Here is a 20,547-nt window from a genome sequence, read left to right as displayed (position 1 = left end):
AACGCCACGGCTTTTCAATAAACCCGGCGCGCCGGGTATTCACGATGCTTCGTTTAGACGGGCGCCCTGCCCCCGTCCACAGGTCAAACCGTCACCGGTATGGTGCATCCAGCGCAATGTTGCGCGCCAGTTCCCGCTCCCAGCGATCGCCATTGGCAAGCAGCTTGTCCTTGTCGTAATAAAGTTCCTCGCGCGTTTCCGTCGCGAATTCGAAGTTCGGCCCCTCGACGATAGCGTCCACCGGGCAGGCTTCCTGACAAAAACCGCAATAGATGCACTTCACCATGTCGATGTCGTAGCGCACCGTGCGGCGCGTGCCGTCATTGCGGCGGGGACCCGCCTCGATGGTTATGGCCTGGGCCGGGCAGATCGCCTCGCACAGCTTGCAGGCAATGCAGCGCTCTTCGCCATTGGGATAGCGGCGCAATGCGTGCTCGCCACGAAAGCGCGGGCTGACCGGGCCTTTTTCATGCGGGTAGTTCAGCGTGTATTTCGGCGCAAAGAACTGCCGCATGGACAGGATGACAGCCCCGACGAACTCTTTGAGAAGCAGCGACTTGGCTGCCTGTGCAAGCGCACTCATCGATTTTCTCCGAAGCGTGTTTCAGGGATGGAAACTCTCATGGTCATGCCATCCCCGTGATTTTCAGGAAGGCCGCGGTGGCAACGACCATGAAGAGCGACAGCGGCAGGAACACTTTCCAGCCAAGGCGCATCAACTGATCGTAGCGGTAGCGCGGCACGAAAGCCTTCACCAGCGCGAACATGAAGAAGACCATGCACATCTTCAACACGAACCAGATCACGCCCGGCACCCAGGTGAAGGGCGCCATGTCGAGCGGCGGCAGCCAGCCACCCAGGAATAGGATGGTGGTGAGCGCACACATCAGGACGATGGCCACATACTCGCCGAGGAAGAAGAGCAGGAACGGCGTCGAGGAATACTCGATCATGTGACCGGCCACGAGCTCGGATTCAGCTTCCACCAGATCGAAGGGCGGGCGGTTCGTCTCGGCCAGCGCCGAGATGAAGAACACGATGAACATGGGGAACAGCGCCAGCCAGTTCCAGTCGAGGAACGTGTTGGGCAGGCCAAGCATGGTGCCAAGACCGTCGCCCTGGGCGAGCACGATGTCGGTCAGGTTCAGCGAGCCTACCGTGAGCAGGACGGTGACGATGACAAAGCCGATGGAGACCTCATAAGAGACCATCTGTGCCGCCGAACGCAGCGCGCCGAGGAATGGATATTTCGAGTTGGAGGCCCAGCCGCCCATGATCACGCCATAGACTTCCAGCGAAGCGATGGCGAAAACGTAGAGAATGCCGATGTTCACATTGGCAATGGCCCAGCCTTCATTGACCGGGATCACCGCCCATGCGGCAATCGCCAGAACCGAGGCAACGACCGGCGCCAGCAGGAACACGCCCTTGTTGGCGCCCGATGGGATCACCGGCTCCTTGAAGACGAACTTGAAAAGGTCGGCAAACGCCTGGAACAGCCCCCACGGGCCGACCACGTTCGGACCCCGGCGGCGCTGCACGGCGGCCCAGATCTTGCGGTCGGCATAAAGGATATAGGCGACGAATATCAGGAGGATGACGATCATCGCCACCGACTGCAGAAGGATCAGAAGCCCCGGAAGGACGTAGGTTGAAAAGAAGGTATCCATTCGTCTCTACTCGGCCGCCTGTTTTACGTCGCCGCGCGCCAGCGCCGAACATTCGGCCATCACGGCCGAGGCACGGGCGATCGGGTTGGTGAGATAGAAATCCTTCACCGGCGAGGTGAAGGGTGCCTTGGTAAGCCGCCCGCCAAGCTTCGCAAGCTTTTCGACATCGCCTGCATCGGCAGGCGTAACCGTGTCGATGGCCGCGAAATGCGGGAATTCAGCATAAAGGGCTGCGCGCAGGGCGGCCAGCGAATCGAACGGCAGCCTGTGGCCGAGCACATCGGACAATGCCCGCAGGATCGCCCAGTCTTCCTTGGCTTCGCCCGGCGCGAAACCGGCGCGGTTGGTCATCTGCACCCGCCCCTCGGTGTTCACATAGGTGCCGGACTTCTCCGTATAGGTCGCAGCCGGCAGGATGACATCGGCGCGATGCGCACCGGCATCGCCATGGGTGCCGATATAGACGGTGAAAGCCCCACCGATCGCGTTCATGTCGATCTCGTCGGCACCGAGCAGGAAGAGCACATCCATCGCGCCCATCATGCCCTTCATATCCTTGCCGCCCTTCCCTGGCACGAAGCCGAGATCGAGACCGCCGACGCGGGACGCCGCCGTATGCAGCACGGCAAAACCGTTCCATTCGGCAGACACTGCCTTGACCGAGCCGGCCAGCTTTGCCGCAAGGCCAAGGATCGCCGCACCATCGGAGCGGGCAAGCGCGCCCTGCCCCACGATGATCATCGGCCGCTTGGCCTTCTTCAAAACCGAAGCGAATTTGCCCTTGCCTTCGGCAAGTTCCTTGAGCGTCTCGGCACCGGTGCCGAGCATATCGTAATCGTAGCGCAGATCGCCCATCTCGCCGATCACGCCGATGGGGAAATCGCCCATGCGCCAGCGCTTGCGGATGCGGGCGTTGAGAACCGACGCCTCGAAGCGCGGATTGGCGCCGATGATCAAAAGCGCGTCGGCGTCCTCGATGCCCTCGATGGTCGGGTTGAAAATGTAGCCCGCACGGCCAAGCGCCGGGTCGAGTGCGGCACCGTCCTGACGGCAATCATAATTCGCCGAACCCAGCGACTGCATCAGCGATTTCAGCGCGTACATTTCCTCGACGGCGGCCAGATCGCCGGCAATCGCGCCGATCTTTTCCGGCTGGGCCTTCGATACGGCCTTGGCGATGGCATCGAACGCCTCGGGCCAGGTGGCCGGCTGCAGCCGCTTGCCCTTGCGCACATAAGGGCGGTCGAGACGCTGGGTTCTGAGGCCATCCCAGACGAAGCGGGATTTGTCGGAAATCCATTCCTCGTTCACCGCCTCGTTGATGCGCGGCAGGATGCGCATGACTTCGCGTCCACGCGTATCGACGCGGATAGCCGAACCAACCGCATCCATCACGTCGATGGACTGGGTCTTGCTGAGCTCCCACGGACGTGCCTGGAACGCATAGGGGCGCGAGGTCAGCGCGCCGACCGGGCACAGGTCGATCACATTGCCCTGAAGCTCGGACGTCATCGCCTCTTCGAGATAGGTGGTGATCTCGGCATCCTCGCCACGGCCGATCAGGCCAAGCTCGGAGATGCCCGCCACCTCGGTGGTGAAGCGGACGCAGCGCGTGCAGTGGATGCAGCGGGTCATGATCGTCTTGACGAGCGGGCCGATATATTTGTCTTCGACGGCGCGCTTGTTTTCCCTGTAGCGGGACGAATCCACGCCGAAGGCCATGGCCTGATCCTGCAGGTCGCATTCGCCGCCCTGATCGCAGATCGGGCAGTCGAGCGGATGGTTGATGAGCAGGAACTCCATCACGCCTTCGCGGGCCTTCTTGACCATCGGCGTGTTGGTGAAGATTTCCGGTGCCTCGCCATTGGGTCCGGGACGCAGATCGCGCACGCCCATGGCGCAGGAGGCGGCCGGTTTGGGCGGTCCGCCCTTCACTTCCACCAGACACATGCGGCAATTGCCTGCGATCGACAGACGCTCATGGAAACAGAAGCGCGGCACCTCCGCGCCCGCCTCCTCGGCGGCCTGCAGCAGCGTGTAGTGATCGGGTACCTCGATCTCCGTGCCGTCGACTTTCAATTTTGCCATGGTCGCTGTCCGCTTACCTCTCGCCCCTTCCGGAGCAAACCTTCACTTTTATTCCGCCGCCACCAGCGCCGGCCGGGCCTGATGCGCATTGCGGGTGAACTCGTCGATGCGCCGCTCGATTTCCGGGCGGAAATGACGCACCAAGCCCTGGATGGGCCACGCAGCCGCATCACCCAAGGCACAGATCGTGTGGCCTTCCACCTGTTTCGTCACATCGAGCAGCATGTCGATTTCGTGCTTCTGAGCCTGACCAACCACCAGACGCTCCATCACGCGCCACATCCAGCCGGTGCCTTCGCGGCATGGCGTGCACTGGCCGCAGCTCTCGTGCTTATAGAAGTAGGAGAGCCGCGCAATCGCCTTCACGATGTCGGTGGACTTGTCCATCACGATCACGGCGGCGGTGCCGAGACCGGACTTCAGATCGCGCAGGCTGTCGAAGTCCATCGGCGTATCGATGATCTCACTGGCCGGCACCAATGGCACCGAAGAGCCGCCCGGAATGACCGCCAGAAGATTGTCCCAGCCGCCACGGACGCCGCCGCAATGGCGCTCGATCAGCTCGCGGAACGGGATCGACATCTCCTCTTCCACCGTGCACGGGTTTTCCACGTGGCCGGAGATGCAAAAAAGCTTCGTGCCCTTGTTGTTCTCGCGCCCGAAGGAGGAGAACCATGATGCGCCCCGGCGAAGAATGGTTGGCGCAACGGCGATGGATTCGACGTTGTTCACGGTGGTCGGGCAACCATAGAGGCCGACATTCGCGGGGAATGGCGGCTTCAGGCGAGGCTGGCCCTTCTTGCCTTCAAGGCTTTCGAGAAGTGCCGTTTCCTCACCGCAGATATAAGCGCCGGCGCCGTGATGGACGAAAACGTCCATGTCCCAGCCGCATTTGTTGTTTTTGCCGAGAAGGCCCGCCTCGTAACACTCGGCAATCGCACGCTCGAGCGCCTCGCGCTCGCGGATGAACTCGCCGCGCACGTAGATATAGGCGGTGTGCGCGCCCATGGCGAAGCCGGCGATCAGGCATCCCTCGACCAGCGTGTGCGGGTCGTGGCGCATGATATCGCGGTCTTTGCAGGTGCCGGGCTCCGATTCGTCGGCATTGACGACGAGATAATGCGGGCGGTCGCCCGGCTCTTTCGGCATGAACGACCATTTGAGACCGGTCGGGAAGCCGGCGCCGCCGCGCCCGCGCAGGCCCGACGCCTTCATCTCGTTGATGATCCAGTCGCGGCCCTTGTCGATCAGGCCCTTCGTGTTGTCCCACAGACCGCGCGACTGCGCGCCCTTCAGGGAACGGTCGAACTGGCCGTAGATATTGGTGAAGATGCGGTCTTTATCCTGGAGCATGACTCAGTCCCTCACCTCGGCTTCTTGCCGAAAACTTTGATGTATTCGGCTTCGCCGCCCTTGGCGAGCGCCTTGGCCTGTTTGACCCAGTCCTCGCGCTCGATGCGGCCATGAAAGCTCAGATAACCATCGACCCATTCGCGCTCGGCCTTCTTCCACTTCGAAACCTGCTCGAAGGTGAATATGCCGAGATCGTGCAGAATGCCCTCGATCTTCGGGCCAATGCCGGAAATCATCTTGAGGTCGTCAGGTTCTGCCGGACGGGCGATGCCGGCCGGACGGTTCTTGTCTTCAAGCGCGGGCTTGGCCGGTTTTGCCGGTTTTGCGGCCGCAGACGCTTTGGGCGCGGTGGCGGATTTGGGCGAGGTGCCAGGCTTTTTCTTCGGAGCAGCCTTGGCAGAAACAGCGGCGGCTGCCGATGTCTTGCCATTGTCCGCCTTGACCGGTGACGGCGACTTGATCGCCGGATCGGTTTCGGTGGCAGACGTGTCGGGTTTGGCCGCGCGAGACGGCGGCACCTCGGTGCCTGCGGAAGCCTTTTTCCGGCTGCCGGCCTTCGCCTTCGTCTTGCCCGTAACGGCCTTTTCGTCGGTCAGCGCCGTCAGGCCGCTCGCCGGTGCCGAATAGATGCGGTCGATCTGCGGACCGGGCTTGATCGTGTCGCCCTTGCCGGCCTCGAATGCATCGATGATTTCTTCGAGGCGCTCGGGCGTCAAGTCTTCATAGGTGTCCTTGAAGATCATGACCATCGGCGCGTTCACGCAGGCGCCCTGACACTCCACCTCTTCCCACGACAGCGTGCCGTCGGCATTGGGGTGGAAGGGTTCCGGATTGATCTTCTTCTTGCACAGTTCGATCAGTTCGCCGGAGCCACGCAGCATGCAGGGTGTGGTGCCACACACCTGAATGTGGGCGCGGGTGCCGACGGGCGCGAGCTGGAACTGGGTGTAGAAGGTCGCCACTTCCAGAACGCGGATAAGCGGCATGTCCAGCATTTCTGCCACATGCTCGATGGCCGCGCGCGTGACCCAGCCTTCCTGCTCCTGCGCCAGCATCAGAAGCGGGATCACCGCCGACTGCTTGCGGTCTTTCGGATATTTGCCCAGCCAGCGCTTCACCTCCCCGTTCATGGCACGGGAAAAAGCGAAGCTCTGCGGCTGGACGGCTTCGTCTGCGAGACGGCGGACTGACATTTATCTGTCTACCTCACCAAACACGATGTCGAGGGAGCCAAGCACGGCGGCGACGTCGGCCAGAAGATGGCCGCGACACAGGAAATCCATGGCCTGGAGATGAGCAAAGCCCGGGGCGCGCAGCTTGCAGCGATAGGGCTTGTTGGTCCCGTCGGAGACCAGATAGACGCCGAACTCGCCCTTGGGCGCTTCCACGCAGGCATACACCTCGCCTTCGGGAACGTGGTAGCCTTCGGTGTAGAGCTTGAAGTGATGGATCAGCGCTTCCATCGACCGCTTCATCTCGCCGCGCTTGGGCGGGACGATCTTGCCGTCGGTGTTGGAGACAGGGCCGACACGCTCCTTGCCCAGCAGCCGATCAACGCACTGGCGCATGATCTTCGCCGACTGGCGCATCTCTTCCATGCGGATGAGATAGCGGTCATAACAGTCGCCATTCTTTCCGACCGGGATGTCGAAATCCATCTCCGGGTAGCATTCATAGGGCTGGCTCTTGCGCAAATCCCATGCAGCACCCGAACCGCGCACCATGACGCCCGAGAAACCCCAGGCCCATGCGTCCTCCAGCGTCACGACGCCGATGTCGACATTGCGCTGCTTGAAGATGCGGTTTCCGGTCAAAAGACTGTCGAGATCGTCCACCGTCTTGTGGAACGGATCGATCCAGTTGCCGATGTCCTCGACGAGCCGGTCGGGAATGTCCTGATGCACACCGCCGGGGCGGAAATAGGCCGCGTGCATGCGCGCGCCGCACGCCCGCTCATAAAACACCATCAGCTTTTCGCGCTCTTCAAAGCCCCAGAGTGGCGGGGTGAGCGCGCCGACATCCATCGCCTGCGTGGTGATGTTGAGGAGGTGGTTCAGAATGCGGCCGATCTCGGAGAAGAGCACGCGGATAAGCTGACCGCGGATCGGAACGTCAATGCCGATCAGACGCTCCACGGCCAGCGCAAAGGCGTGTTCCTGGTTCATGGGCGCGACATAGTCGAGCCGGTCGAAATAAGGCACGGCCTGCAGATAGGTCTTGTGCTCGATCAGCTTTTCGGTGCCGCGATGCAGAAGCCCGATATGCGGATCGACACGCTCGACCACCTCACCGTCCAGCTCCAAAACGAGGCGCAAAACCCCGTGAGCCGCCGGATGCTGCGGGCCGAAGTTGATGTTGAAGTTGCGGACGGAGTGTTCAGTCATGACGCATGGCCCCTTCGCGGCCAGAGCGAATAGCGAATAGCGAATAGCGAATAGAAAGCGATCCCGTCATGCCGATTTTTCCTGTAGTCGCCGGATCATTGATCTGATCATCTTTCCAATCTCTTCAGCCGCCTGGAGCAATTCCTGCAGCCTGCCTTCTTCCAACATATTCAAGCGCGACGCCAACATCAGATGCGTCTCTAATTCCTTGAGCGAACCCTGCGCGACACGCAGAAACTGAATGAAAGCTCCGGTAAGTTCACGCCCATGCCCTTCAGCAATGTTCGCCGGCACCGAACCGGCTGACCGTCTGATCTGGCTCGTAAGGCCGTAAATCTCTGATTTTGGAAAGTCGCTGGTTGCACGATAGCAGTCCGTAGCCAAATCCATCGCTGCTTTCCATATCAGAAGGTCCCTGTACGAGTTGATCGTCAACCGAGCCTCTCTATTCGCTATTCGCTACTCCCTATTCGCTTTCCTTCACTCTTTCGCCTTCTCATCGCCGGGCAGAACGTAATCCGTCCCCTCCCATGGCGAAAGGAAATCGAAATTGCGGAATTCCTGCCGCAGCTCGACGGGTTCGTAGACGACACGCTTCAGATTGTCGTCGTAGCGAACCTCGACAAAGCCGGTCAGAGGGAAGTCCTTGCGCAGCGGGTGGCCCTCGAAACCGTAGTCGGTGAGGATGCGCCGCAGATCCGGGTGGCCTGTGAAAAGGACACCGTACATGTCATAGATTTCGCGCTCGAACCAATTAGCCGCGGGAAACACTTCGATGGCCGAAGGCACGGGTGTGTCCTCATCCGTCGACAGCTTTACCCGGACGCGCTGGTTCTGGCGCGGCGACAGAAGATGGTACACCACCTCGAAACGCTTTTGCCGCGAGGGGTAGTCCGCTCCCGAAATGTCGATGAAAGCGAAGAACTGGCATTGCACATCGTTCTTCAGAAAATTGAGCACATCCACGATGTCGCCCGGCTCGACCAGGAAGGTCAGTTCGCCATAGGCAACGACCGCATCCTGAATCTGCGCGTCGAGTTTTTCCGTGACGTAGGCCGCCAGGTCCTTCAGCGCTTCGCTCATATCCGCCTCTAACGTTCGATCGTGCCGGTGCGACGGATCTTCTTCTGCAGAAGAAGAATGCCGTAAAGCAGCGCTTCCGCCGTGGGCGGGCAGCCGGGCACATAGATATCGACAGGCACGACGCGATCGCAGCCGCGCACCACCGAATAGGAATAGTGATAATAACCGCCGCCATTGGCACACGAGCCCATGGAGATGACGTAGCGCGGCTCGGGCATCTGGTCATAGACCTTGCGCAGCGCCGGCGCCATCTTGTTGGTCAGCGTTCCCGCGACGATCATCACGTCGGACTGGCGCGGTGACGCACGCGGCGCGATGCCAAAACGCTCTGCATCGTAGCGCGGCATGGAGATGTGCATCATCTCCACGGCGCAGCATGCCAGACCGAAGGTCATCCACATGAGCGATCCGGTGCGCGCCCAAGTGATGAGAGCCTCGGACGAGGTGACGAGAAAGCCCTTGTCGGAGAGTTCGTTGTTGATGCCTGTGTAGAAAGGATCATCCGAACCGACCGGGTTGCCGGTGTTCGGATCGATCAATCCCTTGGGCCGGGGCGCTACAAGCGTGTCGTTGTTCAGTCCCATTCCAGCGCTCCCTTCTTCCATTCGTAAATGAAGCCGATGGTGAGAATTCCGAGGAACACCATCATCGACCAGAAGCCGAGCCAGCCGATATCTCCGAACGCCACCGCCCACGGGAAGAGGAAGGCCACTTCCAGATCAAAGATGATGAACAGAATCGCCACCAGATAGAAACGCACGTCAAACTTCATGCGGGCATCATCAAACGCGTTGAAACCGCATTCATAGGCCGACAGCTTCTCAGGATCCGGATTGCGATAGGCCACCAGGAATGGCGCAACCACCAGCGCAAGAGCGACGACAAGCGCAACGCCGATGAAAATAACGATAGGTAGGTATGAACTCAGAAGCTCATTCATGGTCCGACTTTCCGTTGCCCGCCGCGGGCGAGGCTGCGTATCGAGGCCCGAGACCGGGATTTTGCGCCTACGGCCAAGGCAGCAAGGCTAGGCTCATGTTGCAACGCGGCGAGGGTTAGCGCAGGGCGCTTGGCGACGCAAGTCAAACCTTGGCCAGATTGCGGCATTGTCGCACGCATATCCGCCGTTGTTCACAAACAGCGCCCCTTCCGGCGTTCCGCCACAGCGCAGATAACGCACAAAATCCGCCTGTAAAGCGCCCTCTCCTTTCTGTCAGGAGACTCCGCTGCTTTGGAACAATCGGGTGGCATCCGCCTGGCCGACTGGTTAGGTCTGTTACAAAGCGAATGGCGGGGAAGAACGCAGGCATATGCGAAGAGAGCGACTCACACCGGCAGAGGTGCGGCGAATTGCCCTCGGCGCCCAGGGATTTTCCACATCACGCCCCCGGGGGCCCATTACCCGTCATCATATTCGGCGTACGCTGGCCCGCACCGGTTTGCTACAGATCGACTCGGTCAATGTGGTAGCCCGCGCACACCTCATGCCGCTTTATGCACGTCTGGGACCCTATCCGGTGGAGGTTCTGCAGAGAGCCCACGCGAAAAAACCGCGCATGCTGTTTGAATACTGGGCCCATGAGGCCTCGCTCCTGCCGGTTGAACTTCAGCCCTTTCTGCGCTGGCGAATGGAGCGCGCGCGGCGCGGTGAAGGCGTCTACAAGGGGCTCGTCCATTTCGCTCGCGAGAAAAGAGAGCTCGTCGAACGTCTATACAAAGAGGTGGAGAGCCGAGGACCGCTGGCTGCTTCCGAACTTGATGGGGAAAGCGGAAGCGGCGGCTGGTGGGGCTGGAGCGAAACCAAAAAAGCGCTCGAGTGGCTTTTCTGGTGCGGTCGTATCACCACCCATTCCCGCCGACCAAGCTTTGAGCGTCTCTACGATCTCCCCGAGCGTGTGTTGCCGCGCGATGTTTTCGATGCCCCCACTCCACGAGAAGATGACGCACAGCGTGCTCTGGTCAACATAGCGGCGCGCGCGCTCGGCGTTGCCAGCGAGCCGGACATCAGGGACTATTTTCGACTGAAACCCGATGTATCCAAGGCGCGTGTCGCCGAGCTCGTCGAGGATGGTGTCTTGTATCCCGTGGAGATCCGCGGCTGGCGCCACGCTGCATACCTTCACAAGGACGCGCAGCTGCCGCGGCGCATCGATCGGGCCGCGCTGCTCGCACCCTTCGATCCAGTCGTCTGGGAGCGCGACCGGGCCGAACGCATCTTCGGCTTTCGCTATCGGATCGAAATCTATACTCCCGCTCACAGGCGCGAGCATGGCTATTACGTTCTGCCTTTTCTTCTGGGGGATCGCATCGCGGCGCGTGTGGATCTCAAGGCGGATCGGAAAGAACGGGTTCTGCTCGTTCAGTCGAGCCATGCAGAGCCCAAGGCCCCCGCCCACACGGCGGAAGCGCTGCGCCGGGAGCTTGAGCGTCTCGCGCATTGGCTCGACCTGGATTCGGTTCTCGTCATGCCTCGCGGAAACCTGGCGCAGCAATTGGGTCCTATCAAATGAGGATGCGGCGCTTGACCCATCGTCAACCACCAATCCTTCCGCCTCCCTGGTGCTTTTTGCAACCATTTCGGGATTTACTCTCACATTTACAAAACTTTTCGATTTTTTTTACAACCTCTGCTTTTTGAGAATGATGTCTTCTTTTTGTCAGATCGAAACTGCTTGCGCGAAACTGCTATCTGAATTTTGCAATCTCAAGGTGATATTCCCGATCCAGGCGCACTCAAAAGAATCCCACAAAACCCGAACTTTTCGAAATAGTACAAAAATACAAATCAAAATTGTGTAACCCAGAGTTGCCTTGAAGAAAAAATGTCCGCACAACTCAGCGGTTGCTTTTAAAAAATCCACAACCTGGCAGGTACAATCTCTAGTAATAAAACAAGGATCTCGTGTTTAATCTTTGTTTATTTCTGCTCATCAATCCTGTTCTCGGGCTTGGGAGTACTGGAAATGGACAAAAGATATTTCGTAAAATTTTTCCACCGATCAGACGGCACAGCAGCGCTTGAATTCGCCATTATTGCGCCGGTGTTCTTTCTCACCGTTTTTTCGATGATTGCTTACGGGATCTATCTAAGCGCCGCTCATTCCGTACAGCAGGTCAGCGCTGATGCCGCCCGTGTTGCAGTCGCGGGGCTCTCTCAGATGGAGAGGCAAACGCTGGCGCGTGATTTCATCCAACGGTCGATGACCGATCATCCATTCATCGACACGAAAAAGTTCGACATCCAGGTCGCGGACGATGCCGGTAACCCCAACCAGTTTACCGTTTCCGTCAAATACGATGCCAGCGACCTGCCGATCTGGTCGCTCTATTCCTACGTGATGCCCGACAAGGAAATTGTGGGGTACTCGACGATCCGGTTAGGAGGGCTGTGACATGCCCAGAACCCGCTTTTCACACATCAGCAGGTTCGCCAACGATCGCCGCGGAAATGTCGCAACACTGTTCGCCCTGTTTGTCCCCATCATGATTGGCTGTGTGGCACTGGGGGTGGACTATGGTAATCTCACCCTGCAAGACCGCAAGCTTCAGAAGACAGCCGACCTCGCTTCGATCGTTGCAGCTGCTGATATAGCCAGGGCTGAGAAAGCCGTCGCCCAGTTTTTCTCTCTCAATAACCAGGAGATCGCTCTCGAGACCGACGAGGGACTTCTGCTCGATGGTCGCTACCTGTCCGCCGATGAGTATATAGAGCAGGAAAAACACGGCATCGCGCGCCTGGTGCGCGGACGCTACTATCCCGACCCCTCCATTGCCACCAGTCTACGCTTTGTGGAGATGGAAACGTCGCCTGACGCCGCAAGGGTGACGATCAGAAAACGCGGTGACCTGTATTTCGGTGCGATATTCGCCGACCCGCCGGAATTGTCTGCGGTCGGTACCGCATCAGCAGAAAAGCTCGCGGGTTTCTCGGTCGGATCCCGTCTTGCAAGCCTCAACGAAGGTCTATTGAACGGCCTGCTTGGCGGTCTGCTCGGCACGACGATCTCGCTGAAAGCGATGGACTATGAGGGATTGCTCGACGCCGACATCGATATCCTTTCCTTCATGCAGTCTCTGGCAACACGCCTGGATCTGACCGGCCTGACATACAGCCAGATACTCGAAACCGACCTTACCCTGCCTGAATTGCTGTCAACCATGCGCTTGACGAGCGGCGTGCCGCCAACGGTTCAGAGTGTCCTCAGGACACTCGAGACGGCAACCGCGAAGAACAGCAATACCATCAGGCTGGAGCAGCTTCTGAACCTCGATGCAATTGGCGCGCTGAGCATAGCCACCACTGCTCCCTGGGAGATGAGGATTGCAGCGCTTGAAATGATTACCATGGCTGCCGCACTTGCCAATGGTGACAATCAGGTTGCAGTCGATGCCGGCTTAAATCTCTCTCCGCTCACCAATCTTTCGGTCAAGCTTGCAATCGGTGAACCACCCGCCGGAACGCCCAGCCATGCGCTGGCGCCCATCGGCACAGCCGTACGAACGGCACAAACGCGCCTGAAGGTCTCGTTTGAAGTCGGTATCGACCTGGTGGTCCTGAAAACGAAGCTACGGATTCCGCTCTATGTGGAAGTGGCGCATGCCGAGGCACGCATCGCCGATATCCAATGCAGCCCCTCGCAGCCAAATAAAGGCAGTGTCTCTGTTGACGCGATGCCGGGAGTGTTGGAGATCGCGCTCGGTGAAGTTGATGACCGTACTTTGTCGACATTTTCGGATCAGGCTCGGGTCAGTCCCGCCAGGATGATCGACGTTGGAGGCATCTTGAGCGTATCGGTCAACGGCAAGGCGCATGTTGAAACGCAGAACATGCAACCGACACGGCTGCGCTTCTCAAGTTCGGATATCCGGCAAGGACGCATCAGGAGCGTATCAACACGGGACATTCTGGGCTCGACAACCAGTTCACTGCTCGAAAACCTCCATCTCGACGTAGAAGTTCTGGGCGGGTCGCTTCTCGGCGGAACGCTCCTCAACACCACGCTTGTGAAGGGCACCGTCAAGGCGCTCCTCTCAAGCCTCTCGGAACCGATCGACGAACTCCTTTACAATGTGCTTGCGCTGGCTGGTGTGAAGATCGGCGAAGCCGATGTAAGGGTCACCGGCGTCAGCTGCAAACGCCCGGTGCTCGTGCAGTAGCTCCCAGGCACAATGAGTTGCCGCCTGCCCCGCGATCCAGATTGCGGGGCTTTTTTTTCTCCCTATGCACGGGTCGCCCGGCACCCACAGCAGCAATCACATCTCCGATTGGTACCAGGAGCAGAATGGGTGTAAGATCGCTGGTCTCGCCGCACTTGAAGCTTCAAGCGTGTGGCGACATGGAGGATATCATGAAACCCTATGCACTTCTTGCTGCGCTGATCGGCCTATGGCCGGCAGCGGCTTTTGCGCATGCATGCCCCAGCCTGATGAGCGAAATCGATCAGGCGATGCAGACAGCCTCGCTGTCAGAGAGCGATACGGCTCGTGTCAAGGAACTGCGGACAATGGGCGAGGAACAGCACAAGGCCGGCGATCACGACGCATCCATGTCGAGCCTTGAGGAAGCAAAGGCCCTGCTCGGCCTGTAGCCTCCGCCTGCATGATCTGACGTGCTTTGAAAAGCAAAAAAGCGGGCCCCGGCCCGCTTCCTTCGTTCCTGAGAGCCACCGGGTGCCGGTACCTTCACGGTCACCACGGGGTCGTTCGGATCGAATACAGTGATCTTCCGGGGAACCTCACCACATATCTTGCAGGACGTCCCACGCCGGTTCAACCACCGCTCGCCAGGAGATGGTGTTGCGTGGCATGCAATGCAAGAGCTTCTGTGAGGAAAGTCGTCACTATCCGTCGGCTGCGCCTGTACGATCAGGCCAGGGACAAGATTTACGCGGACCTCCAGCCTGGCTCCTGATCATGTATCTCGGAACGGTTGCGCCCCAGATGTTTGGCGCGATAAAGTGCCTTGTCGGCCTCTTCCATAAGAGTTTCGACATCAGCCGAACCATCGTCCGACGACGCCAATCCAACGCTCACGGTTACACTGATGGGGATCCCGCCGTCTGGCGTCACATGCCCCTGCGCAAAAGCGCGTCGTATCCGCTCAGCAACTTCAAGCGCCTGTTCACGAGTACATTTGGGTAGAAGGATGGCAAATTCCTCGCCCCCTACCCGGCCGATAATATCGCCAGAGCGCAGGCACGCCGAGATCTTTGCCGCCGCGATCGAAATTACCTGGTCACCGGTTGCGTGGCCGAAACGGTCGTTGATCGACTTGAAGTGATCGATATCCAGCATCAGCGCCGAATATGGATGGCATTGTTTGGCGCAGTACCGGGCAAGCTTCTGCGCCTCTTCGCCGAACGAGCGCCGATTGAGGAGGCTGGACAGGGGATCGTGGCGCGCGAGATGGGATAATTGTGCAATCAGATCTTTTTGCTTTGCCATAGCGCTGGCGAGCATCAAAGGCGCCAGGGTGATCAGACTGACACCGAGCCGCATCGATACAAGCGCTCCTTCCTCCGACACACCAACCACGCGGTCGAACAGATTGGTCGAGAGCGCGATCAGGCTCCAAAAGCTGAACACCGATGTCAAAAGGACTGTCACGAAGCGCGGATAGACAATCGCGGCCCACAGGAGGGCCGGCACGGGAAATGCGACGGCGCCGGGACCACCAATCTGGAAACTGGCAAAACAACTGAGAACCAGAGAAAGTACCGGTAGGCCGAGATAGGCCAGCCGCTTCGTCGACACACCGCGCGGGAATGAAAACAGGCGAGCGGTCAGAATGACCGGGAGGATGGCGACATAGTTCGCAAATTCGGTGACGAACCAGAAGCTCCACCCCCCAACAGCACTGCCGCCAAACAGCACAGGATTGGCGACCGCCCCCACAAAGCCGGCCAGGCACGCCCCAAACCCGATAGCAGAAATCAGTTGCGGAACAGACTCCGGCGTCTGAAGCTGGATCGCCTCGCGGGAATACATTCGCAGAACCGTGTAAGCCCCGCCGATACCGGCGAGATTGGCACCTGTCAGTATCAACGCCTTGTCCAGGGGCGAGCCGGTCATCAGATCAGCAGCGATGAAGCCCGCCGTCGCTCCCAGCCAACCCAGCGGGGTTGCGGTTTTGGGAAACCGCAGAAGCAGGCCGAGCATTACGGCGTTGGCGGGCCAGACGTTCGCCAGAAAATCGAGCGGGCGCGTGTAAATGCCAAAAAGGCAAGTACCGAAAATCACCACGCCGAGCAGAAATGCAGCCTGGACGGTCTCAAGGACAGATCCTCTGCGCGTTTCCTTGCGGGCTTCAATATTCGTCAGCACGGCTAAAGGCCCCCACACATTGAGGCAGCAGCTTAGTGCCCAATGATATCTCTCAGGTTAAGAGAAGCAGCCGAACGGCAGTTTTCGGCACCTCATGAGCGATGGTTAACGCTTCCGTGCAGAGAGCATTAAAGTTCGATCATTACACTCATTGTCATGAGCCTGACAAAGCTGTTCTCGTGTCTGTTGCGCGTTGCGCTTTTGCTTTCACCGGCAGCCGCCGCCGTGATCATGTTCGTCTATCTTCTGGACGTGGCGGAACGAACGGGCGAGCCACAGGCCGTGGACCCATTCCGCACAGCAACGATCCGATGACGGCGCCACTGGCCGTTCCGATGGGGCTGCCGGGCAGGCACATGCCTTGCCGCAACAGGCGGGTCGGACAAGCCGTATCGGCCGTACCGCTTGCCGCGCAATCGATACGCATGCGGCTCAATATCAAAGGTAGTCTGGAACTGGAAACGGATGTTCTGGGGCAATTATCCCCCGGCGCCACTTCTCCGGATTTATGGGAAGTGGCGCGAGTGACGGGGCTCGAACCCGCGACCTCCGGCGTGACAGGCCGGCACTCTAACCAACTGAGCTACACCCGCGCTTGAGGCGCTGTGCCGAAGCATCAACGCGTCGATGAGCGCTGAATTAGGGGGTTCTTGATGTGGTGTCAAGCAGCCAATCTGCAGTTTGTGAAACTTTCTTGATGTTGGTTCAATATGCGTTGGAGAAGGCGTTTTTTGCTTGCGATCCGAGCGCGAACCCCCTAAACGATCCGCTTGGAATGGGCGATTAGCTCAGTTGGTAGAGCGCTTCGTTTACACCGAAGATGTCGGCAGTTCGAGCCTGTCATCGCCCACCATTCCCTCCTCATTCCGCGAATGTTGCGACTTCTTCGCCCCGGCGCGTTGCCGTGCCGCTGACTTGTCCCCCTCTCCCCTGGAGTAGATGCGTGTCCGAGATTCGCAAATCCCGAAAAGACGACCTCGTCGACCTTATCGAGATCTGGCGGCGGTCTGTCCGCGCGACGCATGACTTCCTCTCTGAATCAGACTTCCGCGCGATCGAGGCCGACGTGGCCGGAACCTATCTTCCGGGTGCGGACCTTTGGGTCGCAGTCGATGAAGAGGATTCGCCCCTCGCCTTCATGGGACTCTGCGAAGGGCATATTGACAGTCTGTTCGTGGATCCGGATTCGCGCGGCACAGGTCTTGGTGCGCGCTTAATCGCACATGCGCGCGAGGTCGCCGGCAGACACATTACCCTGGATGTCAACGAGCAGAATGAGCTGGCACTTGGCTTCTATCGAAAGATGGGCTTCGAGGTGAAGGCGCGCTCGCCGAGGGATGGCGCAGGTCGCCCCTATCCGCTTCTTCATATGTCCCTTGAGGCATGCAAGACGCGCTCCAGACAGGCGGGGTAGGCCACCTCCGCAAGGGTGCCGGACAGAGAATGACGCCAGCGTCGCTCTCGTGTTTGAGACAAAAGAAAAGCCGGGCTGGAACCCGGCTTTTCTTGCATTCCCTTGAGGGCGCGATCAGCTGTTGACCGCGTCCTTGAGGCCCTTGCCGGCCGAGAACTTCGGCACGTTGCGAGCCGGGATCTGAACCGTAGCACCGGTCTGCGGGTTGCGGCCCGTTGAGGCTTCACGCCGCGAGACGGAGAAGTTGCCGAAGCCGACGAGGCGCACGTCCCCACCCTTTTTGAGTTCGCCTTCGATCACGGAGAAAACCGCATCGACCGCGGACTGGGCGTCGCCTTTGGAGAGGCCTGCCTCTTCTGCGACTGCGGATACGAGCTCGTTCTTGTTCATGTAATTACCCCTTCCTGATAAGGACCAAGTGATGCGACTCACTCGGCTCGAGGCAGTCTAGGGAGAACAATTGCCGCCACCAAGCAAGAAATGCTTTCAGGCGCTCTAAAACCCACGTTTTCTGCGGTTTTCGACAGAAAAGCCGGACAAAATGCCCGGCTTCTGATGATTCTGCCGAAAATACGGCGTGGAAATGCCTCAATCCCTTGCACCGCACCGGTTACGGGCCTTTGCTCAACCGGTGCGGCGAAACGGAATCAATGGGCGATTGTTTGCCCTTCGGTCCCGCCTGCAGCGACCTTTCCGGCCGGCTCGACGGGCTCCACCCATTCGATCGGCTCGGGCATGCGGGTAAGCGCATGTTCCAGCACCTCGCCGACGCGGCTTACGGGAACAATCTCGAGGCCGTTCTTCACGTTCTCGGGAATGTCTGCCAGATCCTTGGCGTTCTCTTCAGGAATGAGCACCTTCTTGATCCCACCGCGCAAGGCAGCAAGAAGCTTTTCCTTCAGGCCACCGATTGGAAGCACACGGCCACGCAGTGTGATCTCGCCGGTCATGGCGATGTCCTTGCGCACCGGAATGCCGGTCATGATGGACACGATGGATGTGGCCATCGCAACGCCCGCAGACGGACCATCCTTGGGGGTAGCGCCTTCCGGCACGTGCACGTGGATGTCCTTCTTGTCGAAGACCGGCGGCTCGATGCCGAAATCGACGGCGCGCGAGCGGACATAGGATGCCGCAGCGGAGATCGATTCCTTCATCACGTCGCGCAGATTGCCGGTAACGGTCATCTTGCCCTTGCCGGGCATCATGACGCCTTCAATGGTGAGCAACTCGCCGCCAACTTCCGTCCAGGCGAGACCCGTCACGACGCCAACCTGGTCCTCACCCTCGGCCTGACCGAAGCGATAACGCTGCACGCCCAGATAATCCGACAGGTTGTCCTCGGTCACTTCGACCTTGTCCTTGCCGCCGTCCTTCTTCGCGTTGCGCAGGATTTCCGTCACCGCCTTGCGGGCGAGCTTCATCAGTTCACGCTCGAGATTGCGAACACCCGCCTCACGTGTGTAGGTGCGGATGATCTGCTGGAGCGCGCCATCGGTCACGGAGAACTCATGCGCCTCCAGAGCATGCTCACGCACGGCCTTGGGCAGGAGGTGCCGCTTGGCGATCTCCACCTTCTCGTCTTCGGTGTAGCCGGCGATGCGGATGATCTCCATGCGGTCCATCAGCGCTGGCGGAATGTTCAGCGTGTTGGCCGTGGTGACAAACATCACGCTCGACAGGTCGTATTCCACCTCGAGATAGTGGTCCATGAAAGTCGAATTCTGCTCCGGATCGAGAACCTCAAGCAGCGCCGAAGAGGGATCACCACGGAAATCCATGCCCATCTTGTCGATCTCATCGAGCAGGAAGAGCGGGTTGGACTTTTTCGCCTTCTTCATCGACTGGACGACCTTGCCGGGCATCGAGCCGATGTAGGTGCGACGGTGCCCGCGGATTTCAGCCTCATCACGCACACCGCCGAGCGCCATGCGGACATATTCACGTCCCGTAGCCTTGGCGATGGACTTGGCGAGCGATGTCTTGCCGACGCCGGGCGGGCCGACGAGGCACAGGATCGGCCCCTTGAGCTTCTTCTGACGGCTCTGGACTGCCAGGTACTCGACGATGCGCTCCTTGACTTTCTCAAGACCGAAATGATCGGTGTCGAGCACATTCTCGGCAAATTCGAGATCGTTCTTGATTTTGCTTGGCTTCCTCCACGGTATGGAAAGCAGCCAGTCGAGATAGTTGCGAACCACCGTGGCTTCGGCCGACATGGGCGACATGGTCTTGAGCTTCTTCAGCTCGGCCTCGGCCTTCTCGCGCGCTTCCTTGGAGAGCTTGGTCTTGTTGATGCGCTCTTCCAGTTCGGCAGCCTCGTTGCGGCCGTCCTCGCCCTCGCCGAGCTCCTTCTGGATGGCCTTCATCTGCTCATTCAGATAGTACTCGCGCTGGGTCTTCTCCATCTGACGCTTGACGCGCGAACGGATACGCTTTTCCACCTGCAGCACGGAAATCTCGGCTTCCATGAAGCCCATGGCCTTTTCGAGCCGCTCGCGGACGGAGAGCGTGGCCAGCATTTCCTGCTTCTCGGGAATCTTGATCGCCAGATGTGAGGCAACCGTATCGGCCAGCTTCGAGTAATCCTCGATCTGGGTCGCGGCCCCCACCACTTCGGGCGAGATCTTCTTGTTGAGCTTTACGTAATTCTCAAAATCGGAAACGACCGAACGCGCCAGCGCCTCGATCTCGACCTGGTCCTCTTCCGGCTCCGGGAGCAGATCCGCGGTCGCTTCATGGAACTCCTCACGGTCGGTGAACTGCGAAATGCGGGCACGCGATGTTCCCTCGACCAGCACCTTTACCGTTCCGTCCGGCAACTTCAGGAGCTGCAGCACATTGGCAAGCGTACCGACGTCGTAAATGCCACTCGGATCCGGGTCGTCGTCCGCAGCGTTCATCTGCGTTGCCAGCAGGATCTGACGCTCGGCGCCCATCACTTCTTCCAGCGCCTTGATCGACTTGTCGCGGCCGACGAAGAGCGGGACGATCATATGCGGGAACACCACGATATCGCGCAGGGGCAATACGGGAAATGCGGTGCCACCAGCGGTCTTGGGGGTATCAGTCATGTTTCAGCCTTTTCAAACCGCGACCGCTCGAGAGCCGGCCACGGGTTTCAGTCTATCCGGCCAGAGCGTTATCCACCAGAAGCAACCGCATCTTTGCGCGATGTCCGTGTGGAAACCACCCCACCATTACTCCTCCCTTAGTTGGAGACATGAACCGA

At 59.4% G+C, this 20,547-nt stretch carries 19 protein-coding genes and 2 tRNA genes; 7 read left to right on the top strand and 14 right to left on the bottom strand.

Annotated elements, in window-relative coordinates:
- Positions 1–91: 91 nt before the first annotated feature.
- From nuoI to HF949_RS10725, 10 genes are all read right to left on the bottom strand, one after another.
- The gene (nuoI, locus tag HF949_RS10770) at positions 92–583 is read right to left on the bottom strand and encodes an NADH-quinone oxidoreductase subunit NuoI (RefSeq protein WP_065817666.1); all 492 of its coding nucleotides are present in this window, start codon (positions 581–583) and stop codon (positions 92–94) included.
- Between the two features lie 43 nt (positions 584–626).
- Positions 627–1,670, bottom strand: a complete 1,044-nt coding sequence (gene nuoH, locus HF949_RS10765) for an NADH-quinone oxidoreductase subunit NuoH (protein ID WP_292894987.1) — start codon at positions 1,668–1,670, stop codon at positions 627–629.
- 6 nt (positions 1,671–1,676) lie between these two features.
- Positions 1,677–3,758, bottom strand: coding sequence for an NADH-quinone oxidoreductase subunit NuoG (gene nuoG, locus HF949_RS10760; protein WP_292894984.1), 2,082 nt, complete (start codon positions 3,756–3,758; stop codon positions 1,677–1,679).
- Positions 3,759–3,806: 48 nt separating this feature from the next.
- Positions 3,807–5,111, bottom strand: coding sequence for an NADH-quinone oxidoreductase subunit NuoF (gene nuoF, locus HF949_RS10755; protein ID WP_292894981.1), 1,305 nt, complete (start codon positions 5,109–5,111; stop codon positions 3,807–3,809).
- 11 nt (positions 5,112–5,122) lie between these two features.
- Positions 5,123–6,304 carry an NADH-quinone oxidoreductase subunit E gene (locus tag HF949_RS10750; RefSeq protein WP_292894978.1) on the bottom strand — a complete coding sequence of 394 codons (1,182 nt, stop codon included), beginning with the start codon at positions 6,302–6,304 and terminating at the stop codon, positions 5,123–5,125.
- Entirely contained in the window at positions 6,305–7,495 is a 1,191-nt protein-coding gene (locus tag HF949_RS10745; protein ID WP_292894975.1) for an NADH-quinone oxidoreductase subunit D, read from the bottom strand. It abuts the gene before it with no gap.
- A gap of 66 nt (positions 7,496–7,561) precedes the next feature.
- The gene (locus tag HF949_RS10740; protein ID WP_292894973.1) at positions 7,562–7,930 is read right to left on the bottom strand and encodes a four helix bundle protein; all 369 of its coding nucleotides are present in this window, start codon (positions 7,928–7,930) and stop codon (positions 7,562–7,564) included.
- Between the two features lie 45 nt (positions 7,931–7,975).
- Positions 7,976–8,578: an NADH-quinone oxidoreductase subunit C gene (locus HF949_RS10735; RefSeq protein ID WP_292894971.1), complete on the bottom strand. Its 603-nt coding sequence runs from the start codon at positions 8,576–8,578 to the stop codon at positions 7,976–7,978.
- Between the two features lie 8 nt (positions 8,579–8,586).
- The gene (locus HF949_RS10730; protein WP_007007903.1) at positions 8,587–9,162 is read right to left on the bottom strand and encodes a NuoB/complex I 20 kDa subunit family protein; all 576 of its coding nucleotides are present in this window, start codon (positions 9,160–9,162) and stop codon (positions 8,587–8,589) included.
- Complete coding sequence (locus HF949_RS10725) at positions 9,153–9,518, bottom strand: NADH-quinone oxidoreductase subunit A (protein ID WP_007007904.1); 366 nt, start codon at positions 9,516–9,518, stop codon at positions 9,153–9,155. The genes HF949_RS10730 and HF949_RS10725 overlap by 10 nt, the downstream gene beginning before the upstream one ends.
- A 370-nt stretch (positions 9,519–9,888) precedes the next feature.
- Here HF949_RS10725 and HF949_RS10720 point away from each other — a divergent pair, with 370 nt between their 5' ends.
- From HF949_RS10720 to HF949_RS10705, 4 genes are all read left to right on the top strand, one after another.
- Positions 9,889–11,088: a winged helix-turn-helix domain-containing protein gene (locus HF949_RS10720; protein ID WP_292894964.1), complete on the top strand. Its 1,200-nt coding sequence runs from the start codon at positions 9,889–9,891 to the stop codon at positions 11,086–11,088.
- Positions 11,089–11,541: 453 nt separating this feature from the next.
- Entirely contained in the window at positions 11,542–11,970 is a 429-nt protein-coding gene (locus tag HF949_RS10715; protein WP_292894961.1) for a TadE/TadG family type IV pilus assembly protein, read from the top strand.
- A 1-nt stretch (position 11,971) separates the two neighbouring features.
- Complete coding sequence (locus HF949_RS10710; protein ID WP_292894958.1) at positions 11,972–13,735, top strand: pilus assembly protein TadG-related protein; 1,764 nt, start codon at positions 11,972–11,974, stop codon at positions 13,733–13,735.
- Positions 13,736–13,926: 191 nt separating this feature from the next.
- Complete coding sequence (locus HF949_RS10705) at positions 13,927–14,166, top strand: hypothetical protein (protein WP_292894955.1); 240 nt, start codon at positions 13,927–13,929, stop codon at positions 14,164–14,166.
- A gap of 295 nt (positions 14,167–14,461) precedes the next feature.
- Here the strand turns inward: HF949_RS10705 and HF949_RS10700 are convergent, their stop codons facing one another.
- The gene (locus tag HF949_RS10700) at positions 14,462–15,901 is read right to left on the bottom strand and encodes a GGDEF domain-containing protein (protein ID WP_292894952.1); all 1,440 of its coding nucleotides are present in this window, start codon (positions 15,899–15,901) and stop codon (positions 14,462–14,464) included.
- Positions 15,902–16,057: 156 nt separating this feature from the next.
- Here HF949_RS10700 and HF949_RS10695 point away from each other — a divergent pair, with 156 nt between their 5' ends.
- Positions 16,058–16,216 carry a hypothetical protein gene (locus HF949_RS10695; protein WP_292894949.1) on the top strand — a complete coding sequence of 53 codons (159 nt, stop codon included), beginning with the start codon at positions 16,058–16,060 and terminating at the stop codon, positions 16,214–16,216.
- A gap of 201 nt (positions 16,217–16,417) precedes the next feature.
- On the opposite strand, the gene HF949_RS10690 is transcribed toward HF949_RS10695, so the two are convergent.
- Positions 16,418–16,494 (bottom strand) — tRNA-Asp (locus HF949_RS10690).
- Positions 16,495–16,678: 184 nt separating this feature from the next.
- Between HF949_RS10690 and HF949_RS10685 the strand changes: the two genes are divergently transcribed.
- Both HF949_RS10685 and HF949_RS10680 read left to right on the top strand, forming a co-directional pair.
- Positions 16,679–16,754 (top strand) — tRNA-Val (locus HF949_RS10685).
- Positions 16,755–16,844: 90 nt separating this feature from the next.
- The gene (locus HF949_RS10680) at positions 16,845–17,315 is read left to right on the top strand and encodes an acetyltransferase (RefSeq protein ID WP_292894946.1); all 471 of its coding nucleotides are present in this window, start codon (positions 16,845–16,847) and stop codon (positions 17,313–17,315) included.
- Positions 17,316–17,429: 114 nt separating this feature from the next.
- Here HF949_RS10680 and hupB read toward each other — a convergent pair whose 3' ends face one another.
- Positions 17,430–17,705, bottom strand: coding sequence for a DNA-binding protein HupB (gene hupB / locus HF949_RS10675; RefSeq protein ID WP_223020414.1), 276 nt, complete (start codon positions 17,703–17,705; stop codon positions 17,430–17,432).
- A 257-nt stretch (positions 17,706–17,962) separates the two neighbouring features.
- The gene (gene lon, locus HF949_RS10670) at positions 17,963–20,389 is read right to left on the bottom strand and encodes an endopeptidase La (RefSeq protein ID WP_292894940.1); all 2,427 of its coding nucleotides are present in this window, start codon (positions 20,387–20,389) and stop codon (positions 17,963–17,965) included.
- Between the last annotated feature and the right edge of the window lie 158 nt (positions 20,390–20,547).

This window comes from Nitratireductor sp. (assembly GCF_017794765.1).
Classification (GTDB): domain Bacteria; phylum Pseudomonadota; class Alphaproteobacteria; order Rhizobiales; family Rhizobiaceae; genus Nitratireductor.
The sequence above is the reverse complement of the archived record's forward strand: the minus strand, read 5'-3'. Positions and strand labels throughout refer to the sequence as shown.

Bases quoted from the DNA above. Each gene is read 5' to 3' on its own strand.
- HF949_RS10735 (WP_292894971.1), bottom strand. From the start codon at position 8,578: ATGAGCGAAGCGCTGAAGGACCTGGCGGCCTACGTCACGGAAAAACTC.
- HF949_RS10750 (WP_292894978.1), bottom strand. From the start codon at position 6,304: ATGTCAGTCCGCCGTCTCGCAGACGAAGCCGTCCAGCCGCAGAGCTTC.
- nuoF (WP_292894981.1), bottom strand. From the start codon at position 5,111: ATGCTCCAGGATAAAGACCGCATCTTCACCAATATCTACGGCCAGTTC.
- HF949_RS10705 (WP_292894955.1), top strand. From the start codon at position 13,927: ATGAAACCCTATGCACTTCTTGCTGCGCTGATCGGCCTATGGCCGGCA.
- hupB (WP_223020414.1), bottom strand. From the start codon at position 17,705: ATGAACAAGAACGAGCTCGTATCCGCAGTCGCAGAAGAGGCAGGCCTC.
- nuoH (WP_292894987.1), bottom strand. From the start codon at position 1,670: ATGGATACCTTCTTTTCAACCTACGTCCTTCCGGGGCTTCTGATCCTT.
- nuoG (WP_292894984.1), bottom strand. From the start codon at position 3,758: ATGGCAAAATTGAAAGTCGACGGCACGGAGATCGAGGTACCCGATCAC.
- HF949_RS10720 (WP_292894964.1), top strand. From the start codon at position 9,889: ATGCGAAGAGAGCGACTCACACCGGCAGAGGTGCGGCGAATTGCCCTC.
- lon (WP_292894940.1), bottom strand. From the start codon at position 20,389: ATGACTGATACCCCCAAGACCGCTGGTGGCACCGCATTTCCCGTATTG.
- nuoI (WP_065817666.1), bottom strand. From the start codon at position 583: ATGAGTGCGCTTGCACAGGCAGCCAAGTCGCTGCTTCTCAAAGAGTTC.
- HF949_RS10725 (WP_007007904.1), bottom strand. From the start codon at position 9,518: ATGAATGAGCTTCTGAGTTCATACCTACCTATCGTTATTTTCATCGGC.
- HF949_RS10710 (WP_292894958.1), top strand. From the start codon at position 11,972: ATGCCCAGAACCCGCTTTTCACACATCAGCAGGTTCGCCAACGATCGC.
- HF949_RS10730 (WP_007007903.1), bottom strand. From the start codon at position 9,162: ATGGGACTGAACAACGACACGCTTGTAGCGCCCCGGCCCAAGGGATTG.
- HF949_RS10745 (WP_292894975.1), bottom strand. From the start codon at position 7,495: ATGACTGAACACTCCGTCCGCAACTTCAACATCAACTTCGGCCCGCAG.
- HF949_RS10715 (WP_292894961.1), top strand. From the start codon at position 11,542: ATGGACAAAAGATATTTCGTAAAATTTTTCCACCGATCAGACGGCACA.
- HF949_RS10695 (WP_292894949.1), top strand. From the start codon at position 16,058: ATGAGCCTGACAAAGCTGTTCTCGTGTCTGTTGCGCGTTGCGCTTTTG.